The following is a 19,263-nucleotide window of genomic DNA, read 5'->3' on the forward strand; positions in this document are numbered from 1 at the left end:
AAAACGCCTCTGGCCCTCTATTTACCTGCGCAAGAAGCTACTTATTTGATAGCAACGCCGCAACCGTGCGGGGGTAAATGCGGTGCTCCTGCGTAAGCACCCGCGCGGACAGGGTTTCGGCGGTGTCCCCCGGCAGCACGGGCACCACGGCCTGCTCCAGAATCGGCCCGTGGTCCAGCTCAGGCGTTACCAGGTGCACGGTGGCACCGGCAAACTTGCAACCGGCATCCAGCGCCCGCTGGTGGGTGTGCAAGCCGCCAAAGGCCGGCAAGAGCGAGGGGTGAATGTTCACCAAGCGCCCGGCAAATTTCTCCACAAAACCCGCGGTGAGGATGCGCATGAACCCGGCCAGCACCACCAACACCGGTGCTTGCGGCGTGTCGTAGCGGTTGATCAACTCAGCCAGCGCGGCATCGAATGCTTCGCGGTCGGCATAGGTTTTGTGGTCGAGCACATGGGTATCGAGCCCCTGCTCTTTGCCGAACACCAAGCCGCTCGCGGTGCCTTTGTTGCTGATAACCGCGGCCACGCGGGCGCCATAACGGCTTGCCCAGTCTTCTTTTTGGGATGCGCGCACGATGGCAGCCATGTTGGAGCCACCGCCAGAGATCAAAATCACAATGTTTTTCATAACTGGCTGAATTATGACCACCCCCCTCCTGCTCTCCCCTGTCGAAGCCCGCGTGCTGGCCACCCTGATGGAAAAAGCCCGCACCGTGCCCGACAGCTACCCCCTGACCCTGAACAGCCTGCTGCTGGGCTGCAACCAAAAGACCAGCCGGGAGCCGCTGATGGAGCTGAGCGAGTCCGAAGTCAGCAGCGCTGTCGACAGCTTGCGCGAGGCCGGCCTGGTGCACGAGACCAGCGGCGGACGGGCCGTCAAGTTCACCCACAACGCCCAGCGCGGCATCGGTGTGCCCGAGCAAAGCGCGGTGCTGCTGGGCCTCTTGATGCTGCGCGGCCCGCAGACGGCTGCCGAGCTGCGGCTGAATGCCGAGCGCTGGTACCGCTTTGCCGACACCTCGTCGGTCGAAGCATTTCTGGACGAGCTGCAAGAACGCAGTGAAGAGAAAGGCGGCCCCTTGGTCATCAAGCTCGACCGGGCACCCGGTGCCCGCGAACAGCGCTGGGCCCACCTGCTGTGCGGGCCGGTCGACGCCAGCGCTGCGGTCATCAGCCGGTCCGGCGCTGCAGCGGGCCCTGCCGGCGCGGAGCTCCAGGCCCGGGTCACCCAACTCGAGGCCGAGGTTGCCGACCTGCGCGCCACGGTGCAAAAACTGTGCGCCGAACTCGGAATGTCGCAACCTGGACAAGAATAAAAGAACGATCGTGCTAAAACACGGGATGACGTTCAGCTGAACCGGATATCTAGACTGAGGAGACTGCAATGGACTTGGCTTTCACGCCTGAAGAACAGGCTTTTCGCGAAGAGGTGCGCACTTGGGTACACGCCCATTTGCCCGCCGACATCGCCCACAAGGTGCACAACGCCCTGGAGTTGACCCGCGAGGACCATCAGCGCTGGGCCAAGATCTTGGGTGCCAAGGGCTGGCTGGGTTTCGGCTGGCCCAAGGAATTCGGCGGCCCCGGCTGGACCGCCATCCAAAAGCATTTGTTTGAAGAAGAATGCGCGCTCGCCGGCGCACCGCGGGTCATCCCCTTCGGCCCGGTGATGGTGGCGCCGGTGATCATGGCCTTTGGCAACGCCGAACAGCAACAGCGCTTTTTGCCCGGTATTGCCAGCGGCGAAGTCTGGTGGAGCCAAGGCTACAGCGAACCGGGCTCCGGCTCGGACTTGGCCTCGGTCAAGACGCGTGCAGAGCGCCAGGGCAACAAATACATCGTGAACGGCCAGAAGACCTGGACCACGCTGGGCCAGTACGGCGAGTGGATCTTCTGCCTGGTGCGCACCAGCAATGAAGGTAAGCCACAGACCGGCATCAGCTTCCTGCTGATCGACATGAAGAGCCCCGGCGTGACGGTGCGCCCCATCATCATGCTGGACGGCGGCCACGAGGTGAACGAAGTCTTTTTTGACAACGTGGAAGTCCCGGTAGAGAACCTCATCGGTGAAGAAAACAAGGGCTGGACCTACGCCAAACACCTGCTCAGCCACGAGCGCACCAACATTGCCGACATCAACCGCTCCAAGCGCGAGCTGGAGCGCCTCAAGCGCATCGCCAAGCGCGAAGGTGTGTGGGAAGACAGCCGCTTCCGCGATGAAATCGCCAAGCTGGAGGTCGATGTCGTTGCGCTTGAAATGATGGTGCTGCGCGTGCTGTCGGCTGAGAAGAGCGGCAAGAACTCGCTGGACATTGCAGGCCTGTTGAAGATCCGTGGCAGCGAGATCCAGCAGCGCTACAGCGAACTGATGATGCTGGCCGCCGGTCCTTTCGCCCTTCCGCTCATCCGCGAAGCCATGGAAGCCGGCTGGCAAGGCGACGCCGCTGCTGGCGCCCTGGGTGGCTTCCCCGGTGGTGAAGTGGGGAATGCGCCTTTGGCCTCCGCTTACTTCAACCTGCGCAAGACCACCATTTACGGCGGCAGCAATGAAGTGCAACGCAACATCGTAGCCCAAGTTGTCCTTGGCTAGCGCCATAGGACAACCCGGGCCCAGCCGACAAGACGAGCACCCCCAAGCCCCCTCTCAGAAGGGGGCTCCAGAAAGAGCTTCGCTCACTATTGGAGAGAGTTATGGACTTTGATTTTTCTGACGACCAGGAACAACTGCGCGACGCGGTGCGCAAGTACATTGACAAGGGCTACACCTTCGATCGCCGTCGCGCGGCCGAGAAAGCCGGTGGCTTTGATGCTGCCGCCTATGCCGAGCTAGCAGAGCTGGGCTTGACCGGTCTCTACGTGCCGGAAGACGATGGCGGCATGGGCATGGGCCCCATTGAAGGCATGGTGGTGATGGAAGAGCTGGGCCGCGGCATGGTGATGGAGCCTCTGGCGCAGAGCCTGATCGCAGGTGCCGTGTTGGCAGGCTATGCGGATGCCGCCACCCGCGCTGCGTGGCTGCCCGGTGTGGCCAGTGGCGAAAAGCTGGTGACACTGGCCTATCAGGAGCGCGGCAGCCGCTACGCCTTGGACGCTATTGCAGGAAAAGCGCACCAGGCGCCCGGTGGCTATGTGCTGAACGCTACAAAAAGCATAGTGGCTGCCGGCGACAAGGCCGATGCGTACATCGTCTCCGCCAAGGTCAACAGCGTGATGGGCCTGTTTTTGGTGGAGCGCGAATCTGCGGGCGTCAGCACCCGGGGCTACAACACCCAGGGCGGTGGCCGCGCAGCAGAAGTCGCCTTCAAAAATGCTCCTGCCACCTTGATCACCACCCAAGGCCAGGCTGCGCTGGAACACGCGGTGGACATCGGCATTGCCGCCACCTGCGCAGAGGCCGTGGGCGTGATGGACAAGACACTGGACATCACCGCCGAGTACATGAACACCCGCAAGCAGTTCGGTGTGGCGATCAGCAGCTTCCAGGCCCTGCGCCATCGCATGGCCGACATGAAGATGCAGCTGGAACTGGCCCGCTCCATGAGCTACTACGCCAGCCTCAAGCTCAATGCCCCTGCGCCCGAGCGCCGCGCCGCGATGGCCCGCGCCAAGTACCAGCTGGGCACCAGCATGCGCTTCATCAGCCAGCAGGCGGTGCAGCTGCATGGGGGCATTGGCGTGACGGACGAGTACATCGTGAGCCACTACTTCCGCAAGCTCACCGAACTGGAAATGAGCTTCGGCGACACCCTGCACCACCTGGGTGAAGTGTCAGCCCGCATGCAGGACACGGCAGGCGTGTTCGCCTGATACGCCAGCGCTGCCCCAGAAGCCCGGTTGCTGCAAAGTACCGGGCTTTTTTTCAGGCTTAAAAAAGCGCCCTCCGGTGTAGGATGTGGCTCACCCTATCTGCACCATCTGTCTGATCCTGTGCCCACCCCCCTGAAAGGCTCCGCATCCCAACCAGGCACCAGTTTTCGCGCCGGCTTGGTGGACATGTACAGCGCCACCACCCCGCAGGCGGGCAAGCTGCGCGCAGCCCACGTGTCGGCGGTGGTGCGGCTGACGCCCGAAACCATGCTGGCCAATATCGGCAGTGCCGGCCTGATTTTGTGGACCTTTGCACCAGACATCGGCTGGGAGTTGCTGCTCTGGTTTGCCGGCATCCTGACTTTATGTTTGTTTGCCTTGCGCAGCTGGCGCGCGAGCTTGGGCCGGCAGTTCACCCACGCCTCGCCCAGCACACTCCACAAAGCCACGCTGCACGCCATGCTGCTGAGCGGTGTGTGGGCTTTCATTCCACTGTTCTGGTTCCCCGGCGCCAGTGACAGCCAACAACTGATCATCGCCACCCTGCTGACGGGGATGATCGGCGCCGGCGGTTTTGTGCTGAACCCCTTACCGCTGGCCAGCATGGCCTATGTGGCGGTATTCAGTGCATCCACCCTCGCTGCCTTGCTGAGCGGTAATCGCCCTGTGTATTCCGCGGTGGCCGCCTTCATCAGTGTGTACGCGCCGCTAGTGACGCTCGGCGCCTTGTCTGCCTGGCGCAAGTCCGCGGCGCTCATGAATGCAGAGAGCCAGTCACAGCGGCAGGAGCAAATGATTTCGGTGCTGCTCTCCGACTTTGAGCAAAACGCCGGCGATGCCCTTTGGGAAACCGATGCAGCAGGCCGGCTGGTGCACATCTCCCCCAAGCTGTGCGAATTGCTGCAGCTGCGCGAAGCGCAAGTAGCGGGCACCACCTGGATGGGTGTTTTTGTGCCCATGGATGCGGATGGGGCTGTGGCGCTCTCAGAGGCATTGGCCAGCGGCAAGCCGTTCAAGGAGTTGCCGCTCTCTTTTGACAGCGCCGCAGGCAAGCGCTACATCCAGATCAACGGCAAAGCGCTGCTGGACGAGCAAGGCCAACTCTCCGGTTGGCGTGGCGTGGTGTCTGATGTGACCGAGAAAGTGCAAAGCACCAACCTGTTGCGCCAACTCGCCCACACCGACTCCCTGACCGGGCTGACCAACCGCTTCAAACTGCGGGAGTCGCTAGCGCAGCGGGTGGCGGATCAGCAGCCTTTGGCCCTCTTGGCGATCGACCTGGACCGGTTCAAAGCCATCAATGACCGCCATGGCCACAGCGCAGGGGACGAGGTGCTGCGCCTGATCGCCCAACGATTGCAGCAGCAATTGGCGCCCGACGCCATGGTGGCGCGCTTGGGCGGCGATGAGTTTGCGGTGGTCCTGTGGACCCCTGAGGACATCGAACAAGCACCGGCGGTAGGCCGGCGGCTCGTGAACCTGCTGCAAGAGCCCCTGAACCTCGCGGTACGCCGCTTGACCGTGGGCGGCAGTGTGGGCTTTACCATCAGCCGCGGCGAGCCCATCACCTTGGACGAGCTGATGGCCCAGGCCGATATTGCGCTGTATGCAGCCAAGGGTGCCGGTCGCAGCCAGTGCGTGGCCTACACCCCTGAGCTCGGAGCAATCAACCAGCGCCGCGCCACCCTCGAGCACAGCCTGCGGCAAGCTTTGCATCGGCAAGAGCTGCAGCTCTACTGGCAACCCAAGGTATGCCTTCGCACACGCGCCATCGTGGGTGCAGAAACCCTGATGCGCTGGCGGCACCCGGTGCTGGGCTGGATCAGCCCGGGCGAGTTCATCCCGATCGCCGAGCAAAGCGGCATGATCACCGCGCTCGGCAGCTGGGCCCTGTTAGAAGCCTGCCGCATGCACTCCAGCGCGCTCCGGGGGCTCACGGTGTCGGTGAATGTGTCATCGATTCAACTGCGGGATGAAAATTTTGTGGCGGTCTTGCAGGATGCGATCGCAGAGTTCCGGGTCGACCCGACCCAACTGGAGCTGGAGCTCACAGAATCCGTGTTCCTGGACAGTGCCGACCAGGCCTTGGCCATGCTGCACACCCTCAAGAAAACCGGCGTGAAACTGGCGATGGACGACTTTGGTACCGGCTACTCGTCCCTGTCGTATCTGCGCAGTTTTCCGTTTGACACCTTGAAAATTGACCGCGCATTTGTGATCGAACTGGTCGAAAAGAAAGACGCCGAGGCCGTAGTCCACATGATCACAGGGTTGGCGCAAACACTGGGCATGCGCACCGTCTGCGAAGGGGTGGAAACCCCGGAACAGCTTCACGCGATCCAGCGTGCCGGGTGCGATGAGGTGCAGGGCTACATCGTGGCCAAGCCGATGCCGCTGCAGGAGTTTGTGGCGTTTCGCAAAGACTGGGAGCACACCCAAGCGCCTTTCGCGAGCACGCCAGCCGGCTAACTACACCAGCCCGACTTCCAGCAGCTCGCGCTTGATATACGCGTAATACAGCGGTGCAGCCACCAAACCTGCCACTCCGAAAATCGCCTCGCCCACAAACATCACGGTCAGCAGCTCCCAGGCGGTAGTGCCGGTGCGTTTGCCCACCACCTTGGCATTGATGACGTATTCAAACTTGTGGATCGCGATCAAAAAAATCAGGCAGGCCAAACCCACCATGGGTGCGACCGACATGCCCGCCAGAGTCAAGACACCATTGCACAGCAGGTTGCCCACAATCGGCACCAAGCCTGCAAAAAAGGTCAAGGCCACCAACATGCCCGAATACGGCACCTGAACCTCAAACAAGGGCAGCGCACCGAACAAAAACAAGGCGGTGCAAACGGCATTGAACGACGCGATCCAGAACTGCGCCACCACAATCTGGCGGAACGCCCCGATAAAGTGCCGCGCCCGTGTGCGCGCTGCCGCCCGCAAGGGTGCGGGGTGAGGCACGCCGGGGGTGCCCACAATCAAGGCACCGATCACCAACCCGACATACGCCAGCAACAACCCCTGAAGACCTGCGGAACCAAAACCCGTGATCGCCCGTGCCTGGCTCTGCAAATACGCCGCCAGCCACGCCTGGGCAGCCGCCAGGCCATCGGGCAAGTGGGCCGCGAGATCGGGCGGCAGTTTTTGCCGGATCTCCAGCACCGTACCGGCAAGATGGTGCAGCAAAGCGGCATATTGACCACCAGCCCCGATCACCATGCCCTTGGCATTCGACAACACCACCGCAAACAAGACCAGGGGCACCACAATGACCCATCCAGCCGCAGCAAACGGGCCGGGGCACCACCGCCCCAAGCGCTGGCTGGTGCTCAGGGCCTGCGCCACCATGAACCCGAGGCAGACCGCCAACAGGCCGGGCAACATGCCATAGACCAGCACCGTCAAACAGATCAGCCCGACCAGCACAAAAGAGCTGGCGGCCACATAGCGGGACAACGCGGCCACGGGGCCTGATGAGTGGGACTTGGAATTCATGAGTGCCGCGATGGTATCAATAGCGCCAGCAGCGGCTCGAACCCCCAGAGACTGCGGGGATGTCCCCCAGGGCCCACGCCTATTGCGCCACATCAAGACTGGTGTCAGCTTGGGTGCCTAGACTGTGCAAAACATACCCGCAGGAGACACGATGCTGCCCGCCTTCATATCCCACCCGGATTGCGCCCGCCACGAGATGGGACCCGACCACCCTGAATGCCCCGAGCGCCTGGGCGCCATTCAAGACATGTTGCTGATCCGTGGCCTGCTGGACTACATGAACACCTACGAGGCACCCTTGGCGACGCTCGCCCAGCTGGGCCGGGCGCATGCCTCCAACTATGTCAATGAGCTGATCGACGCCTCACCCACCCAGGGTTACCACAAGGTCGATCCCGATACCGACATGAACCCCTACACCGTACGTGCCGCCTTGCGGGCTGCCGGCGCGGCGGTGCAAGCGACCGATCTGGTGCTCGGGGGGCAGGTGCCCAGCGCCTTTTGCAACGTGCGTCCGCCGGGCCACCATGCCGAGCGCTCCGCCGCCATGGGCTTTTGCTTTTTCAACAATGTGGCGGTGGGAATCCGCCATGCCCTCGATGTGCATGGCCTGGAGCGGGTGGCCCTGGTGGACTTTGACGTGCACCACGGTAACGGGAGCGAAGACATCTTCCGGGGGGACGACCGGGTGCTGATGTGCTCAATTTTTGAGCAAGGCCTCTACCCTTACACCGGTGAGAAAGCCGTGGGCCCCAACATGATGAACATCGGCCTGCCCGCCCGCTCGGGCAGCGACAAGTTCCGCGAGGCAGTGGCCACCCAGTGGGTGCCGGCGCTAGACGCCTTTGCGCCCCAGCTCATTTACATCTCGGCCGGGTTTGACGCCCACCGCGAAGACGATATGGGCAACCTCGGCCTGGTGGACGCAGACTACGCTTGGGTCACCCGGCAACTGATGGCGGTGGCCCAACGGCATTGTCAAGGGCGCATCATCTCCTGCCTGGAGGGCGGCTATGTGCTTAACCCCTTGGCCCGCAGTGTGGCGGAACATGTCAAAGTCTTGATCGGCGCGGACTAAACCCATCTGGAGAGACCATGGAAAAGCACTATCTCACCCCCCTCTTCGCACCGCAATCCATCATCGTATTTGCGGGCTGCACCGATTCGCCCGAAACCATGACCCACCAGGCCCGCACCCTGGTGGCCTCCCTCAAGAGCCAGGAATTTGCCGGCACGCTGCGCTTTCTCGACATTCAGAGCACCGGCACCCTGGCAGATCTGGCCCAGGCCCGGGCGGATCTGGCCATCATTGCCCTGCCGCCACAAGACGTGACCGCGGCCCTCGAAATTGCAGGCCGGATCGCCTGCCGGGCCGCCTTGATCGTGTCGAGCGGTATCAGTGCCGCGCAGGCCAGCGCCCTTGCCAAAATTGCCAAACGCGAGGGGATCTTGCTGCTGGGCCCCAACTGTCTCGGGGTCCAGCGACCAGCCTTGCAGCTCAATGCCAGTGCTGCCGGCCCCCTGGCCCAGCGGGGGCCCCTGGCGCTGGTTTCCCAATCGGGCGCGCTCACCGCCTCCATGCTCGACTGGGCGGCCAACAATGCGGTGGGGTTCTCCAGCGTGGTGTCACTGGGGCCGCACACCAGCATTGATATCGCCCATGTGCTCGATTACCTTGCCAATGACGCGCAGACCCAGAGCATCGTGGTCTACCTGGAGGGGATCTCGGACTCGCGCCGCTTCATGAGTGCCCTGCGCATGGCAGCCAACGCCAAGCCGGTGGTGGTGCTCAAGGCCGGCCGCCGCCCCGCAGGCAACGAGGCCGCCCAGACCCACAGCGGCGCCATTGTGGGCAGCGACGATGTGTTCGACGCCGCCTTGCGCCGCGCAGGCGCCGTGCGGGTGCGCTCTTTTGTCGAGTTGTTTTCAGCAGCCAAGTGCCTGGCCTCGCGCTACCGGCCGGTGGGCAAGCGGCTGGCCATCGTGACCAACGGTGGCGGGCCCGGTGTGCTGGCCGCCGACTGGATCAACGAACTCCAGCTGCAGCTCGGGCGCTTGTCTGCCGAGAGCGCAGCCGCGTTGAAGCCGCATTTGCCGGAACTGGCCTCGCTCACGGACTTGATGGATTTGTCTGAAGAGGCCGATGCCAGCCACTTCAAGGCAGCACTGGAAGCGGCCGGCAAAGACCGCGGTGTGGACGGCGTATTGGCGATTTACTCGCCCAAGGCAGGGCACGACTCCTCTGCGGTGGCCGAGGCGCTGGCCGAGGTCAAAAAAACCATCGGCAAACCCCTGCTCTCCTGCTGGATGGGCGACAGCAGTGTCATCGCGGCACGCGGCATCTTGAAGGCGGCCGAGATCCCCAGTTTCCGCACACCCGAGGCTGCCGTGGGCGCCTTCGGCAACATTGCCTCTTTCTACCAAAACCAGCTGCTCTTGCAGCAAACACCGCCGCCCCTGTCCACCCTGGCCAAACCCGACATTGAAGGTGCGCGCTTGGTGATCGAGAGTGTGCTGGCCGAGCGGCGCAAGGTGCTGACCGAGATGGAGTCCAAGACCCTGCTCTCGGCCTTCCATATTCCGGTAACCCGCACCATCCTGGCCCGCAGCGCCAACGAGGCCATGATGATTGCCACCCAACTGGGCTTTCCAGCGGTGCTGAAAATCGACTCGCCCGACATCAGCCACAAATCCGATGTGGGCGGCGTGGCGCTGAACATCATGAACGCCACCGGCGTGCGCGACACCTACAACGACATGATGCAAACCGTGAAGCGCCTGCGGCCCGATGCGCGCATCAACGGCGTCACGGTGCAGAGCATGGTGCGCTCGCGCCATGGCCGGGAAATCTGTATCGGCCTGGTGACCGACGACCCCTTCGGCCCGGTGATTGCCTTCGGCGCCGGCGGCACCATGATCGAGCTGATCAACGACCGGGCGATGGAGCTGCCCCCGCTGAACCAGTTTTTGGCCCGCCGCCTCATCGAGCGCTCGCGCGTGGCCGAGACCTTGGGCGAATGGCGCGGCAGCCCGCCCGCCAATATCGACCTGCTGGAGCAGATATTGCTGCGCATCTCCGAGATGGTGTGTGAGCTGCCCCAGCTGCGCGAGATGGACATCAACCCCATCATCGTGGACGAGCACGGCGCCGTGGCGGTGGATGCGCGCATTGTGATTGACCATGCCCCACAGGGCGTGAGCAGCCGGGTGCACAACTACAACCACCTGTCCATCCTGCCCTACCCCGCCCAATACGAGCAGCTGTGGCCCATGCGCGGTGGCGGCGAATACACGGTGCGCCCGGTGCAACCCGACGACGCGCAGATGCTGCAGGACCTGGTGCAAGGCCTCTCCAAAGAGAGCCGCTACTTCCGCTTTGTCTCCAGCATGCATGAGCTGCCGCCCTCTATGCTGGCGCGCTTCACGCTGATTGACTACGACCGCGAAATGGCTTTGGTGGCCATCCACAAAACTCGCACTGCGGGCGAGGACGGCGAAATGCTGGAGACCGAGCGCATCATCGGTGTGTCGCGTTATGTGACCAACCCCGACAAATCGAGCTGTGAGTTCTCGTTGGTGGTGGCGGACGACTTTGCCGGCAAAGGCCTGGGCTCGCGGCTGATGATGGCCATCATGGATGTGGCACGCGACAAGGGCCTGAGCGAAATCGAAGGCCTGGTGCTCACCCATAACCCGGGCATGCTCAAGCTGATGCGCAGCCTCGGCTTCACCGTCAAAACCTTTGAAGAAGACGCCGACTTCAAGCTGGTCAGCCACCCGCTCTGAACCCCGTCCCGGGCGCAGCCCCTGCGCCTGGGGCACTTCACATTACTTTGCATTTCCGCGCTGGAACTCGGGGTAAATCGTCCTTATCTGAAGCAGGTCTAGTCTGTTTCTTGAAGGATGACACCATGCAAACCCACGCGCGTTCTCTCTACCTCAAAGCAACATTCATCGGCGTGCTCGCATCCAGCTGCTTTCTGGGCGGCTATGCGCTCTCGCAGCGCCACCCGGCCACCACACCGGCCGATGCCACACCCACACCTATCAGCCGCGCGATCGATGCCCGCGGCGCCGCGCAGGCCAACTTTGCCGACATCGCAGAGCAGCAGGGGCCGGCCGTGGTCAACATCAGCGTGCAGGGCACGGTCAAGACCAGCGCGCGCAGCGGTGGGCCGCAGCTGGACCCGCGCGATCCGTTTTATGAATTCTTTCGTCGCTTTCAGCCGCCTGCCGAGGCAGACAATGCGCCCACCCGTGGCACCGGCTCCGGATTCATCGTGAAAGCCGATGGCGTGGTGCTCACCAACGCCCACGTGGTGGCCGACGCCAGTGAGGTGACGGTCAAACTCAAAGACAAACGCGAGTTCAAGGCCAAGGTGCTGGGCATCGATAAACTGTCGGATGTGGCGGTGCTCAAAATCGATGCCAAGGACCTGCCCACCGTCAAAATCGGCGACCCGAAAAACAGCCGCGTGGGCGAATGGGTGGTAGCCATCGGCTCACCCTTCGGGTTTGAGAACACCGTCACTGCGGGCATCGTCTCGGCCAAGTCGCGCACCCTGCCCGACGAAGGCTATGTGCCTTTCCTGCAAACCGATGTAGCTATCAACCCCGGCAACTCCGGCGGCCCCTTGTTCAATCTGGCGGGCGAAGTCATCGGCATCAACTCACAGATCTACAGCCGCAGCGGCGGCTACCAGGGCTTGTCGTTTGCCATCCCGATCGATGTGGCCATGAAGGTCGAAGGCCAGCTGCTGGCCCACGGCAAGGTGAGCCGCGGCCGCCTGGGCGTGGCGATTCAAGAGCTGAGCCCGGAACTGGCGGAGTCTTTCGGGCTGATGAATCCCACCGGCGCCCTGGTGAGCTCGGTGGACAAGGGCAGCGCAGCCGACAGTGCCGGCTTGCGGGCAGGCGATGTGATTTTGAAGTTCAACGGCACCGCCATCACCCAGTCCAGCGAGCTACCGCCGCTGGTGTCTGACACCGCGCCGGGCAGCAAAGCGGCCTTGAGCGTGTGGCGCCAAGGCAAGCTCAAGGAGCTAAGCCTCACGCTGGGTGACATGGAGTCAGGCAAGGTCGCCGGGGGTTATTTTGTGCCGCCGACGGTGGGTTAAGCACCAAATCAGCCTCTAGCGCTCGTGGAATATGCGTGGGCAGCTATGCTTTCAGGAGCAATTGCTGGAGTATCAAGCGGGCGCTGGACAGGTTGGTTGCACACGGCACGTCATGCACATCACAGGCACGTACCAGGGCATTGATGTCGGGCTCGTGAGGTTGTGGGGTCATGGGGTCGCGCAGGAAGATCACCGCGTCCACCTCCCCCACCGCCAGGCGGGCGCCGATCTGCAAGTCGCCGCCCCAAGGGCCGCTGAGCATGCGCTCCACGCTCAGGCCTACCTCGTCGACCAAGCGGCCGCCGGTGGTGCCGGTGGCCATCAAGGTGCAGGTTTGCAGATAGGGGGCGAACTCACGGGCGAGTGCCACCATGGTGTCTTTTTTGCGGTCGTGCGCGATAAGGGCGATGCGTGGGCGCTCAGAAGGGGTGCGGGTGGCGGGTCGTTGGGCGGGGCTGGTACTCATGCCCGCATGCTAAAGCACCAGCCGGGACGAGGCGGGCACATGCGCCATCAAAAACTCCATCTGGTCCGCCAGGATGCGGCGGTTGCGCAAAATAAAGTCTTCCCACAGGCTGGGCACATAGGGCGTGTAGAGCAGCGGCATGTTGGCCTGCTCCGGGGTGCGGTGGCTTTTGCGGTGATTGCAAGGCTTGCAGGCGGTCACCACGTTCATCCAGGTGTCGATGCCATGCTGGGCGAAAGGAATGATGTGTTCCCGGGTCAGATCGGGTTCATGGAAATGCCCACCGCAGTAGGCGCACACATTGCGGTCGCGGATGAACAGCTTGGCGTTGGTCAGGCCAGGGCGCAAGTTAAAGGGATTGATGCGGGGCACACCGCGGGTGCCAATGATGCTGTTGACCCGGATGATGGATTGCTGCCCGGTGACCGAGTTGTGGCCGCCGTGGAACACCGCGACCTCGCCGCCGGCTTCCCAGCGCACTTCGTCCGCAGCGTAATGAATCACCGCTTGTTCAAGCGATATCCAGGATTGGGGCAGCCCTTGGGCCGACAACTTCAAGACTTTCACGCAACGCCTCCATCAACGGTTCAAACAACCACCAACACAAGTCTGCAAAGGTCTGCAAGTGCGCACCGGACGAGCGGCCCGGGCCCTGCTCGGTCACAATATACCGTGTTTCCATGACAAATTGGCTTCAGGCGCCGATGCGATGTGCGCAGCCTGCTATCAAAAAGATAACAACTCCATGAAGGTTTTTCGCGGTTTCAAGCACCCCGGCGTTGCCGAGGCGTGCGCAGTGACGATTGGCAACTTCGATGGCGTGCACCGGGGCCACCAGGCCATGCTGGCCTTGCTGCGGGGCGAGGCCCAGCAGCGCCATGTGCCCAGCTGTGTGCTCACCTTTGAGCCCCATCCGCGCGACTATTTCGCCAAACTCCATCAAAAGCCGGAGTTGGCACCCGCCCGGGTAGGCACCCTGCGCGACAAGCTGGACGACCTGGCCAAGGCCGGTGTAGACCAGACCATCGTGCTGCCTTTCGATGCGCGCCTGGCCAACCAGAGCCCGCAAGACTTCATCCAGCAGGTGCTGCAGGACGGCCTGGGTGCCCGCTATGTGCTGGTGGGTGACGATTTCCGCTTCGGCAAGGCCCGCGCGGGCGACTACGCTCTTCTCGACGCGGCGGGAGAGGCCCACGGCTTTGACGTGGCCCGCATGAACAGCTACGAGGTGCATGGCCTGCGCGTCTCCAGCTCTGCGGTGCGCGACGCACTGGGCCAAGGGCGGATGCAAGATGCCGCTCGCCTGCTGGGTCGGCCCTATTGCATCAGTGGCCATGTGGTGCACGGGCGCAAGCTGGGCCGCACCTTAGGCTTCAAAACCCTGAATTTGCGCTTTGCGCACTGGAAACCCGCCGCCAGCGGCATTTTTGTGGTGCTGGTGCACGGCCTCTCGCCCAAACCCCTGCAAGGTGTGGCCAACCTTGGTGTGCGCCCCTCGCTGGACCCCAACGACGTCAACCGCGGCCGGGTGCTGCTGGAGACCCATTGCCTGGACTGGCCGGAGGAACTGGGCCCGGAGGGGGCCTACGGTAAAATCATCCGGGTGGAACTTCTACACAAACTGCACGACGAGCTCAAATACGACGGCCTGGATGCCCTGACCCAAGGGATACAGAAAGACCGCGACGACGCACGTGCCTGGCTCGCCTCGCACACCAACGCGCCGGGCAGCACCCGAATTTGACGGGGCTGGCCCCTGCGGCCACCCGACGCACCTTGCCCCGCGTCACCTGTCTCCCTCTGGGGTTGCCTTGGCCCATGCGCCGGTAGCCCCCCACCCGAATTGCTTGCACAAAGCCTCCAAACCGAGAGTTGGCCATGACTGAACCCGTTGATTACCGTAGCACCCTGAACCTGCCCGATACCGCCTTCCCCATGCGCGGCGACCTGCCCAAGCGCGAGCCGGCCTGGGTGAAGACCTGGAACGAGGAAGGTTTGTACAAAAAACTGCGCGATGCCCGCGCAGGCCAGCCCCTGTTCGTGTTGCACGACGGCCCGCCCTACGCCAACGGCAAGCTGCACATTGGCCACGCGCTGAACAAAATCCTGAAGGACATGATCGTCAAGAGCAAACAGCTCGATGGCTTTGATGCGCAATACATCCCCGGTTGGGACTGCCACGGTTTGCCGATCGAGAACGCCATCGAAAAACTGCATGGCCGCAACCTGAGCCGCGACGACATGCAGGCCAAGAGCCGCGCGTTTGCCACCGAGCAGATCGACCAGCAGCGCGAAGACTTCAAGCGCTTGGGCGTATTGGGTGACTGGGAGCGCCCCTACAAAACCATGAACCCCGCCAACGAGGCCGGCCAGATCCGCGCCTTCAAGCGCGTGATCGAGCGTGGCTTTGTGTACCGTGGCCTGAAGCCGGTGTACTGGTGTTTTGACTGCGGCTCGTCCTTGGCCGAGTTCGAGATCGAATACGCCGACAAGAAAAGCGACACGCTGGATGCGGCCTTTGAGTCCAACGATGCGGCCGGTTTGGCCCAGGCCTTCGGCCTGAGCGCCCTGCCTGCGGGCAAACAGGCTTTCGCCGTCATCTGGACCACCACCGCCTGGACCATCCCCGCCAACCAGGCACTCAACGCCCACCCTGAGCTGGAATATGCGCTGGTGGACACGCCCAAGGGCGTGCTGCTGCTGGGCGCCAGCCTGGTCGAGAAATGCCTGGAGCGCTTCGGCCTGACCGGCACCGTACTGGCCACCGCCAAGGGTGAAGCCCTGCGCGGCCAGGTGTTCCGCCACCCGCTGTACGACTTGCCCGCAGACGTGAACGTAGCCGGCAATGAATACAGCTACAAGCGCCTCTCCCCGCTGTACCTGGCAGACTATGTGAGCGACGGCGACGGCACCGGCATCGTGCACTCCTCACCCGCCTATGGCGTAGACGACTTCAACAGCTGCATTGCCAATGGCCTGAAGTACGACCAGATCTTGAACCCCGTGCTGGGCAATGGTGTATATGACACCGAGCTGCCCCTGTTCGGCGGCCAGCACATCTGGAAGGCCTGCGCGAACGTCATCGACACCCTGCGTGAGCACGGCCGCCTGATGGCCACCGTGGGCATCACCCACAGCTACCCGCACTGCTGGCGCCACAAAACGCCGGTGATCTACCGCGCGGCCGCCCAGTGGTTCATCCGCATGGATGAAGGCCCCGGCGTTTTCACCCAAGACAAGGCACCCAAAACCCTGCGCCAACTGGCGCTGGACGCCATCGAGCACACCAGCTTCTACCCCGAAAATGGCCGCAGCCGTTTGCGCGACATGATCGCCAACCGCCCGGACTGGTGCATCAGCCGCCAGCGCAGCTGGGGCGTGCCCGTGCCCTTCTTCCTGCACAAAGACAGTGGCGAGCTGCACCCCCGCACCATGGAAATCCTGGACCAGGCGGCTGACATCGTCGAACAAGGTGGCATCGAGGCCTGGAGCCGCGTGTCGGTGGAAGACATCCTCGGCGCGGCCGACGCGCCCAGCTACACCAAGAGCACCGATATCCTGGAAGTCTGGTTCGACTCCGGCTCCACCTTCCAGCACGTGCTGCGCGGCAGTCACAAGGATGCCTACGCGGTGCCCCCCTTTCATGCCGAAGGTCCCGAGGCCGACCTGTACCTGGAAGGCCACGACCAGCACCGCGGCTGGTTCCACAGCTCGCTCTTACTGGGCTGCGCGCTCTACGACCGTGCGCCCTACCGCGGCCTGCTGACCCACGGCTTTGCCACCGACGGCCAGGGCCGCAAGATGAGCAAAAGCTTGGGCAATACCGTCGAGCCACAAACCATCACGAGCAAGATGGGCGCTGAGATCGTGCGCCTGTGGGTGGCCAGCACTGATTATTCCGGTGACCTGAACATCGACGACAAGATCCTGGCCCGTGTGGTGGATACCTACCGCCGGGTGCGCAACACGCTCAAGTTCTTGCTGGCCAACGTTTCTGACTTTGACCCGGTCAAAGACGCGGTGCCCGTCGACCAATTGTTGGAGATCGACCGCTATGCGCTGGCCCGTGCCGCGCAGCTGCAAGCCGACATCCTGGCGCACTTCAAGGTCTACGAGTTCCACCCCGTGGTGAGCAAGCTGCAGGTGTACTGCAGTGAAGACCTGGGCGCGTTCTACCTGGACGTACTCAAAGACCGCCTCTACACCACCGCAGCCAACAGCTTGGCCCGCCGCTCCGCGCAAACCGCGCTGTGGCAGATCACCCAGGCCATGCTGCGCTGGATGGCGCCGTTCCTCAGCTTCACCGCTGAAGAAGCATGGGCCGTGTTGGGCGCTGAGGGCAAGACACCCGAGGCCACCAAGCTCTCCATTTTCCTGGATGGTTACTCCACCTTTGCCGCGCCGGACGAGGCCTTGCTCGCCAAGTGGGCCCGCATCCGCGCAGTGCGCGAGGCGGTCAACAAAGACATCGAAACCCTGCGCGCTGCAGGTCAGGTGGGCGCCTCCTTGCAAGCCGAGGTGACACTCACGGTACCAGCCGAGGAATTCGCCATCCTCAGCAGCCTGGGCGAAGACTTGAAGTTTGTATTCATCACCAGCGCTATCACTTTGGTCGCTGGAGCCGCACAATCCATCAGCGTCGCAGCCTCAAGCAATGTGAAATGCGAGCGCTGCTGGCACTACCGTGCCGACGTTGGCAGCGACGCCGCCCACCCCACCCTGTGCGGCCGTTGCACCACCAACCTGTACGGCGCCGGCGAAACCCGGACGTTTGCCTAATGGCCCGCGGTAAACAAACCTTCAGCAAGAGCAGCGGCAAAAGCGGCTGGGTACAGTGGCTAGGCTTGGCCCTGATCTTGCTGTTGATTGACCAGTTCACCAAAGTCCTGATTGTGGGTAACTACCGTCTGGGCGACAGCACCTTTGTCACCAGCTTCTTTAATGTCGTGCGGGTGCACAACACCGGCGCTGCGTTCTCGTTTTTGGCGGATGCGGGCGGCTGGCAGCGCTGGTTTTTTACCGGCATCGGATTTGTGGCGGCCGCGGTGATCATCTGGATGCTGCGCGCCCATCCGGGGCAAAAGTTGTTCAGCTTTGCCATGGCCTGCATTTTGGGCGGCGCCATCGGCAATGTGATTGACCGCTTGATGTACGGCTACGTGGTGGACTTTCTGGACTTCCACTGGAACGGCATGCATTTCCCGTCTTTCAATGTGGCGGATTGTGCGATTTCCGTAGGCGCCATCTGCCTGATCCTCGACGAACTCCTGCGGGTCCGAAAAACCTGATTCCAAGGCGACTGCCGGGCGCCAGAAGGCGCTCGCCTAAAATAGAGGTCTTTGGCGTGCGCACCCCTCTGCGCCCCGCTGCGTCTCGCACCGACACCCCCACCATGCGCACACCCTTTTTCCGACGCGGCCTGTTGGCCGCTATTTTGACTTTGGGCGCTTGCCAAGCCAGTTTGGCGCAGAGCGTCCTGATGGCGCAAGCAGCCACTCCGGCGGCCGATACCGCCCCCGCAGCCAACGCAGTGTCCGGCCAATTTGACAAGGCGATCAACAAGGACGAAAACTGGTACTTCTCCTGGGGCTACAGCCGCCAGCAGTACGCGCCGTCCGACATCCACGTTTCGCAACCGGAACTGGGCAACAACTTCACGGTCCGCCAAGCGCGAGCCAGCGACTTCCCGTCCAGTGTGCCGGACACTTTCAAGTCCCTGCTCAGCCTGGACTTCACCGATCCGCAGGAAAACATCCGCATCGGCAAGTTCCTCAACGACGAGAAAACATTCGCAGTGGAACTGAACATCGACCACAGCAAATACAACGTCGATTACGGGCAAACGGTGGCGGTCGATGGCACGGTGACCACCCCGGGTGCGACCTCCTCCATGGTAGTGTCGCCCCAGAACTTCAACTACGCCTTGCACAACGGCTTGAACCACATCATGGTCAATGCCGTCTGGCTGCACCGCTTGCGCGGCCCGGCGCACAAAGCCGGCGACCTGCAACTCATCAGCCGGGTGGGCGCAGGCATTTTGCTGCCCCACGCAGACAACGTGATTTTTGGCAACGCCAACCAGGTCGGCCCCAAGAACGAAAACATCTGCTGCTTCAAGAGCAACGACTGGTGGCAGATCAACGGCTGGACCGCAGGCGTGGAAGTGGGCCTGCGCTACCGGGTCTACAAGGCGATTTATGTGGAGCTGACCAACAAAATTGCCTACGGCCGCCTGAGCAAGGTGCCGGTTTACAAGGGCACAGCCGACCAGGAAATCTGGATGAACGAGCAGGTCTTGTCGGCCGGCTTTTTGTTCTAAACCGCAGCACACCTGCCAAGCCAAGGGCACCCGAATCGGGTGCCCTTTTTTGT

15 protein-coding genes are annotated in these 19,263 nt (G+C 62.7%); 11 read left to right on the plus strand and 4 right to left on the minus strand.

Annotated elements, in window-relative coordinates; genetic code table 11:
- Positions 1 to 37 precede the first annotated feature (37 nt).
- Complete coding sequence (gene purN, locus RAE21_RS10295; RefSeq protein WP_313881276.1) at positions 38 to 631, minus strand: phosphoribosylglycinamide formyltransferase; 594 nt, start codon at positions 629 to 631, stop codon at positions 38 to 40.
- A gap of 13 nt (positions 632 to 644) precedes the next feature.
- Here purN and RAE21_RS10300 point away from each other — a divergent pair, with 13 nt between their 5' ends.
- The 4 genes from RAE21_RS10300 to RAE21_RS10315 all read left to right on the plus strand — a co-directional run bounded on the left by RAE21_RS10300 (position 645) and on the right by RAE21_RS10315 (position 6,279).
- The gene (locus RAE21_RS10300; protein WP_313881278.1) at positions 645 to 1,319 is read left to right on the plus strand and encodes a YceH family protein; all 675 of its coding nucleotides are present in this window, start codon (positions 645 to 647) and stop codon (positions 1,317 to 1,319) included.
- Positions 1,320 to 1,387: 68 nt separating this feature from the next.
- A complete protein-coding gene (locus RAE21_RS10305) occupies positions 1,388 to 2,593 on the plus strand; it encodes an acyl-CoA dehydrogenase family protein (RefSeq protein WP_313881279.1) in 1,206 nt (401 codons plus the stop codon).
- 101 nt (positions 2,594 to 2,694) lie between these two features.
- Positions 2,695 to 3,810, plus strand: coding sequence for an acyl-CoA dehydrogenase family protein (locus RAE21_RS10310; RefSeq protein ID WP_313881281.1), 1,116 nt, complete (start codon positions 2,695 to 2,697; stop codon positions 3,808 to 3,810).
- A gap of 120 nt (positions 3,811 to 3,930) precedes the next feature.
- The gene (locus RAE21_RS10315) at positions 3,931 to 6,279 is read left to right on the plus strand and encodes a putative bifunctional diguanylate cyclase/phosphodiesterase (RefSeq protein ID WP_313881282.1); all 2,349 of its coding nucleotides are present in this window, start codon (positions 3,931 to 3,933) and stop codon (positions 6,277 to 6,279) included.
- Here RAE21_RS10315 and RAE21_RS10320 read toward each other — a convergent pair whose 3' ends face one another.
- Entirely contained in the window at positions 6,280 to 7,308 is a 1,029-nt protein-coding gene (locus RAE21_RS10320) for an AI-2E family transporter (RefSeq protein WP_313881283.1), read from the minus strand.
- Between the two features lie 151 nt (positions 7,309 to 7,459).
- On the opposite strand from RAE21_RS10320, the gene RAE21_RS10325 reads away from it, so the two are divergent.
- The 3 genes from RAE21_RS10325 to RAE21_RS10335 all read left to right on the plus strand — a co-directional run bounded on the left by RAE21_RS10325 (position 7,460) and on the right by RAE21_RS10335 (position 12,425).
- On the plus strand, positions 7,460 to 8,386 hold the full coding sequence (locus RAE21_RS10325; RefSeq protein WP_313881284.1) for a histone deacetylase family protein: 927 nt from the start codon (positions 7,460 to 7,462) through the stop codon (positions 8,384 to 8,386).
- A 17-nt stretch (positions 8,387 to 8,403) separates the two neighbouring features.
- On the plus strand, positions 8,404 to 11,094 hold the full coding sequence (locus tag RAE21_RS10330) for a bifunctional acetate--CoA ligase family protein/GNAT family N-acetyltransferase (protein ID WP_313881285.1): 2,691 nt from the start codon (positions 8,404 to 8,406) through the stop codon (positions 11,092 to 11,094).
- Between the two features lie 125 nt (positions 11,095 to 11,219).
- The gene (locus RAE21_RS10335; RefSeq protein ID WP_313881286.1) at positions 11,220 to 12,425 is read left to right on the plus strand and encodes a Do family serine endopeptidase; all 1,206 of its coding nucleotides are present in this window, start codon (positions 11,220 to 11,222) and stop codon (positions 12,423 to 12,425) included.
- Positions 12,426 to 12,468: 43 nt separating this feature from the next.
- On the opposite strand, the gene RAE21_RS10340 is transcribed toward RAE21_RS10335, so the two are convergent.
- Positions 12,469 to 12,891: a methylglyoxal synthase gene (locus RAE21_RS10340; protein ID WP_313881287.1), complete on the minus strand. Its 423-nt coding sequence runs from the start codon at positions 12,889 to 12,891 to the stop codon at positions 12,469 to 12,471.
- Positions 12,892 to 12,900: 9 nt separating this feature from the next.
- Positions 12,901 to 13,458 (minus strand): HNH endonuclease, encoded by a 558-nt coding sequence (locus RAE21_RS10345; protein WP_313875484.1) that lies wholly within the window; start codon positions 13,456 to 13,458, stop codon positions 12,901 to 12,903.
- A gap of 178 nt (positions 13,459 to 13,636) precedes the next feature.
- On the opposite strand from RAE21_RS10345, the gene RAE21_RS10350 reads away from it, so the two are divergent.
- The 4 genes from RAE21_RS10350 (at position 13,637) to RAE21_RS10365 (ending at position 19,210) form a co-directional block, all read left to right on the plus strand.
- Positions 13,637 to 14,635 (plus strand): bifunctional riboflavin kinase/FAD synthetase, encoded by a 999-nt coding sequence (locus tag RAE21_RS10350; protein ID WP_313881288.1) that lies wholly within the window; start codon positions 13,637 to 13,639, stop codon positions 14,633 to 14,635.
- 134 nt (positions 14,636 to 14,769) lie between these two features.
- Positions 14,770 to 17,670, plus strand: a complete 2,901-nt coding sequence (ileS, locus tag RAE21_RS10355) for an isoleucine--tRNA ligase (RefSeq protein WP_313881289.1) — start codon at positions 14,770 to 14,772, stop codon at positions 17,668 to 17,670.
- Positions 17,670 to 18,179: a signal peptidase II gene (lspA, locus tag RAE21_RS10360; RefSeq protein ID WP_313881290.1), complete on the plus strand. Its 510-nt coding sequence runs from the start codon at positions 17,670 to 17,672 to the stop codon at positions 18,177 to 18,179. The genes ileS and lspA overlap by 1 nt, the downstream gene beginning before the upstream one ends.
- 104 nt (positions 18,180 to 18,283) lie before the next feature.
- Positions 18,284 to 19,210 (plus strand): hypothetical protein, encoded by a 927-nt coding sequence (locus RAE21_RS10365; RefSeq protein WP_313881291.1) that lies wholly within the window; start codon positions 18,284 to 18,286, stop codon positions 19,208 to 19,210.
- Positions 19,211 to 19,263: the final 53 nt, after the last annotated feature.

Origin of the sequence: Rhodoferax potami, assembly GCF_032193765.1 — a bacterium.
Classification (GTDB): domain Bacteria; phylum Pseudomonadota; class Gammaproteobacteria; order Burkholderiales; family Burkholderiaceae_C; genus Allorhodoferax; species Allorhodoferax potami.

Coding starts and splice junctions, on each gene's coding strand:
- RAE21_RS10330 (WP_313881285.1), top strand. CDS start 8,404: ATGGAAAAGCACTATCTCACCCCCCTCTTCGCACCGCAATCCATCATC.
- RAE21_RS10340 (WP_313881287.1), bottom strand. CDS start 12,891: ATGAGTACCAGCCCCGCCCAACGACCCGCCACCCGCACCCCTTCTGAG.
- RAE21_RS10335 (WP_313881286.1), top strand. CDS start 11,220: ATGCAAACCCACGCGCGTTCTCTCTACCTCAAAGCAACATTCATCGGC.
- RAE21_RS10310 (WP_313881281.1), top strand. CDS start 2,695: ATGGACTTTGATTTTTCTGACGACCAGGAACAACTGCGCGACGCGGTG.
- RAE21_RS10350 (WP_313881288.1), top strand. CDS start 13,637: ATGAAGGTTTTTCGCGGTTTCAAGCACCCCGGCGTTGCCGAGGCGTGC.
- purN (WP_313881276.1), bottom strand. CDS start 631: ATGAAAAACATTGTGATTTTGATCTCTGGCGGTGGCTCCAACATGGCT.
- RAE21_RS10305 (WP_313881279.1), top strand. CDS start 1,388: ATGGACTTGGCTTTCACGCCTGAAGAACAGGCTTTTCGCGAAGAGGTG.
- RAE21_RS10320 (WP_313881283.1), bottom strand. CDS start 7,308: ATGAATTCCAAGTCCCACTCATCAGGCCCCGTGGCCGCGTTGTCCCGC.
- RAE21_RS10325 (WP_313881284.1), top strand. CDS start 7,460: ATGCTGCCCGCCTTCATATCCCACCCGGATTGCGCCCGCCACGAGATG.
- ileS (WP_313881289.1), top strand. CDS start 14,770: ATGACTGAACCCGTTGATTACCGTAGCACCCTGAACCTGCCCGATACC.
- lspA (WP_313881290.1), top strand. CDS start 17,670: ATGGCCCGCGGTAAACAAACCTTCAGCAAGAGCAGCGGCAAAAGCGGC.
- RAE21_RS10365 (WP_313881291.1), top strand. CDS start 18,284: ATGCGCACACCCTTTTTCCGACGCGGCCTGTTGGCCGCTATTTTGACT.
- RAE21_RS10300 (WP_313881278.1), top strand. CDS start 645: ATGACCACCCCCCTCCTGCTCTCCCCTGTCGAAGCCCGCGTGCTGGCC.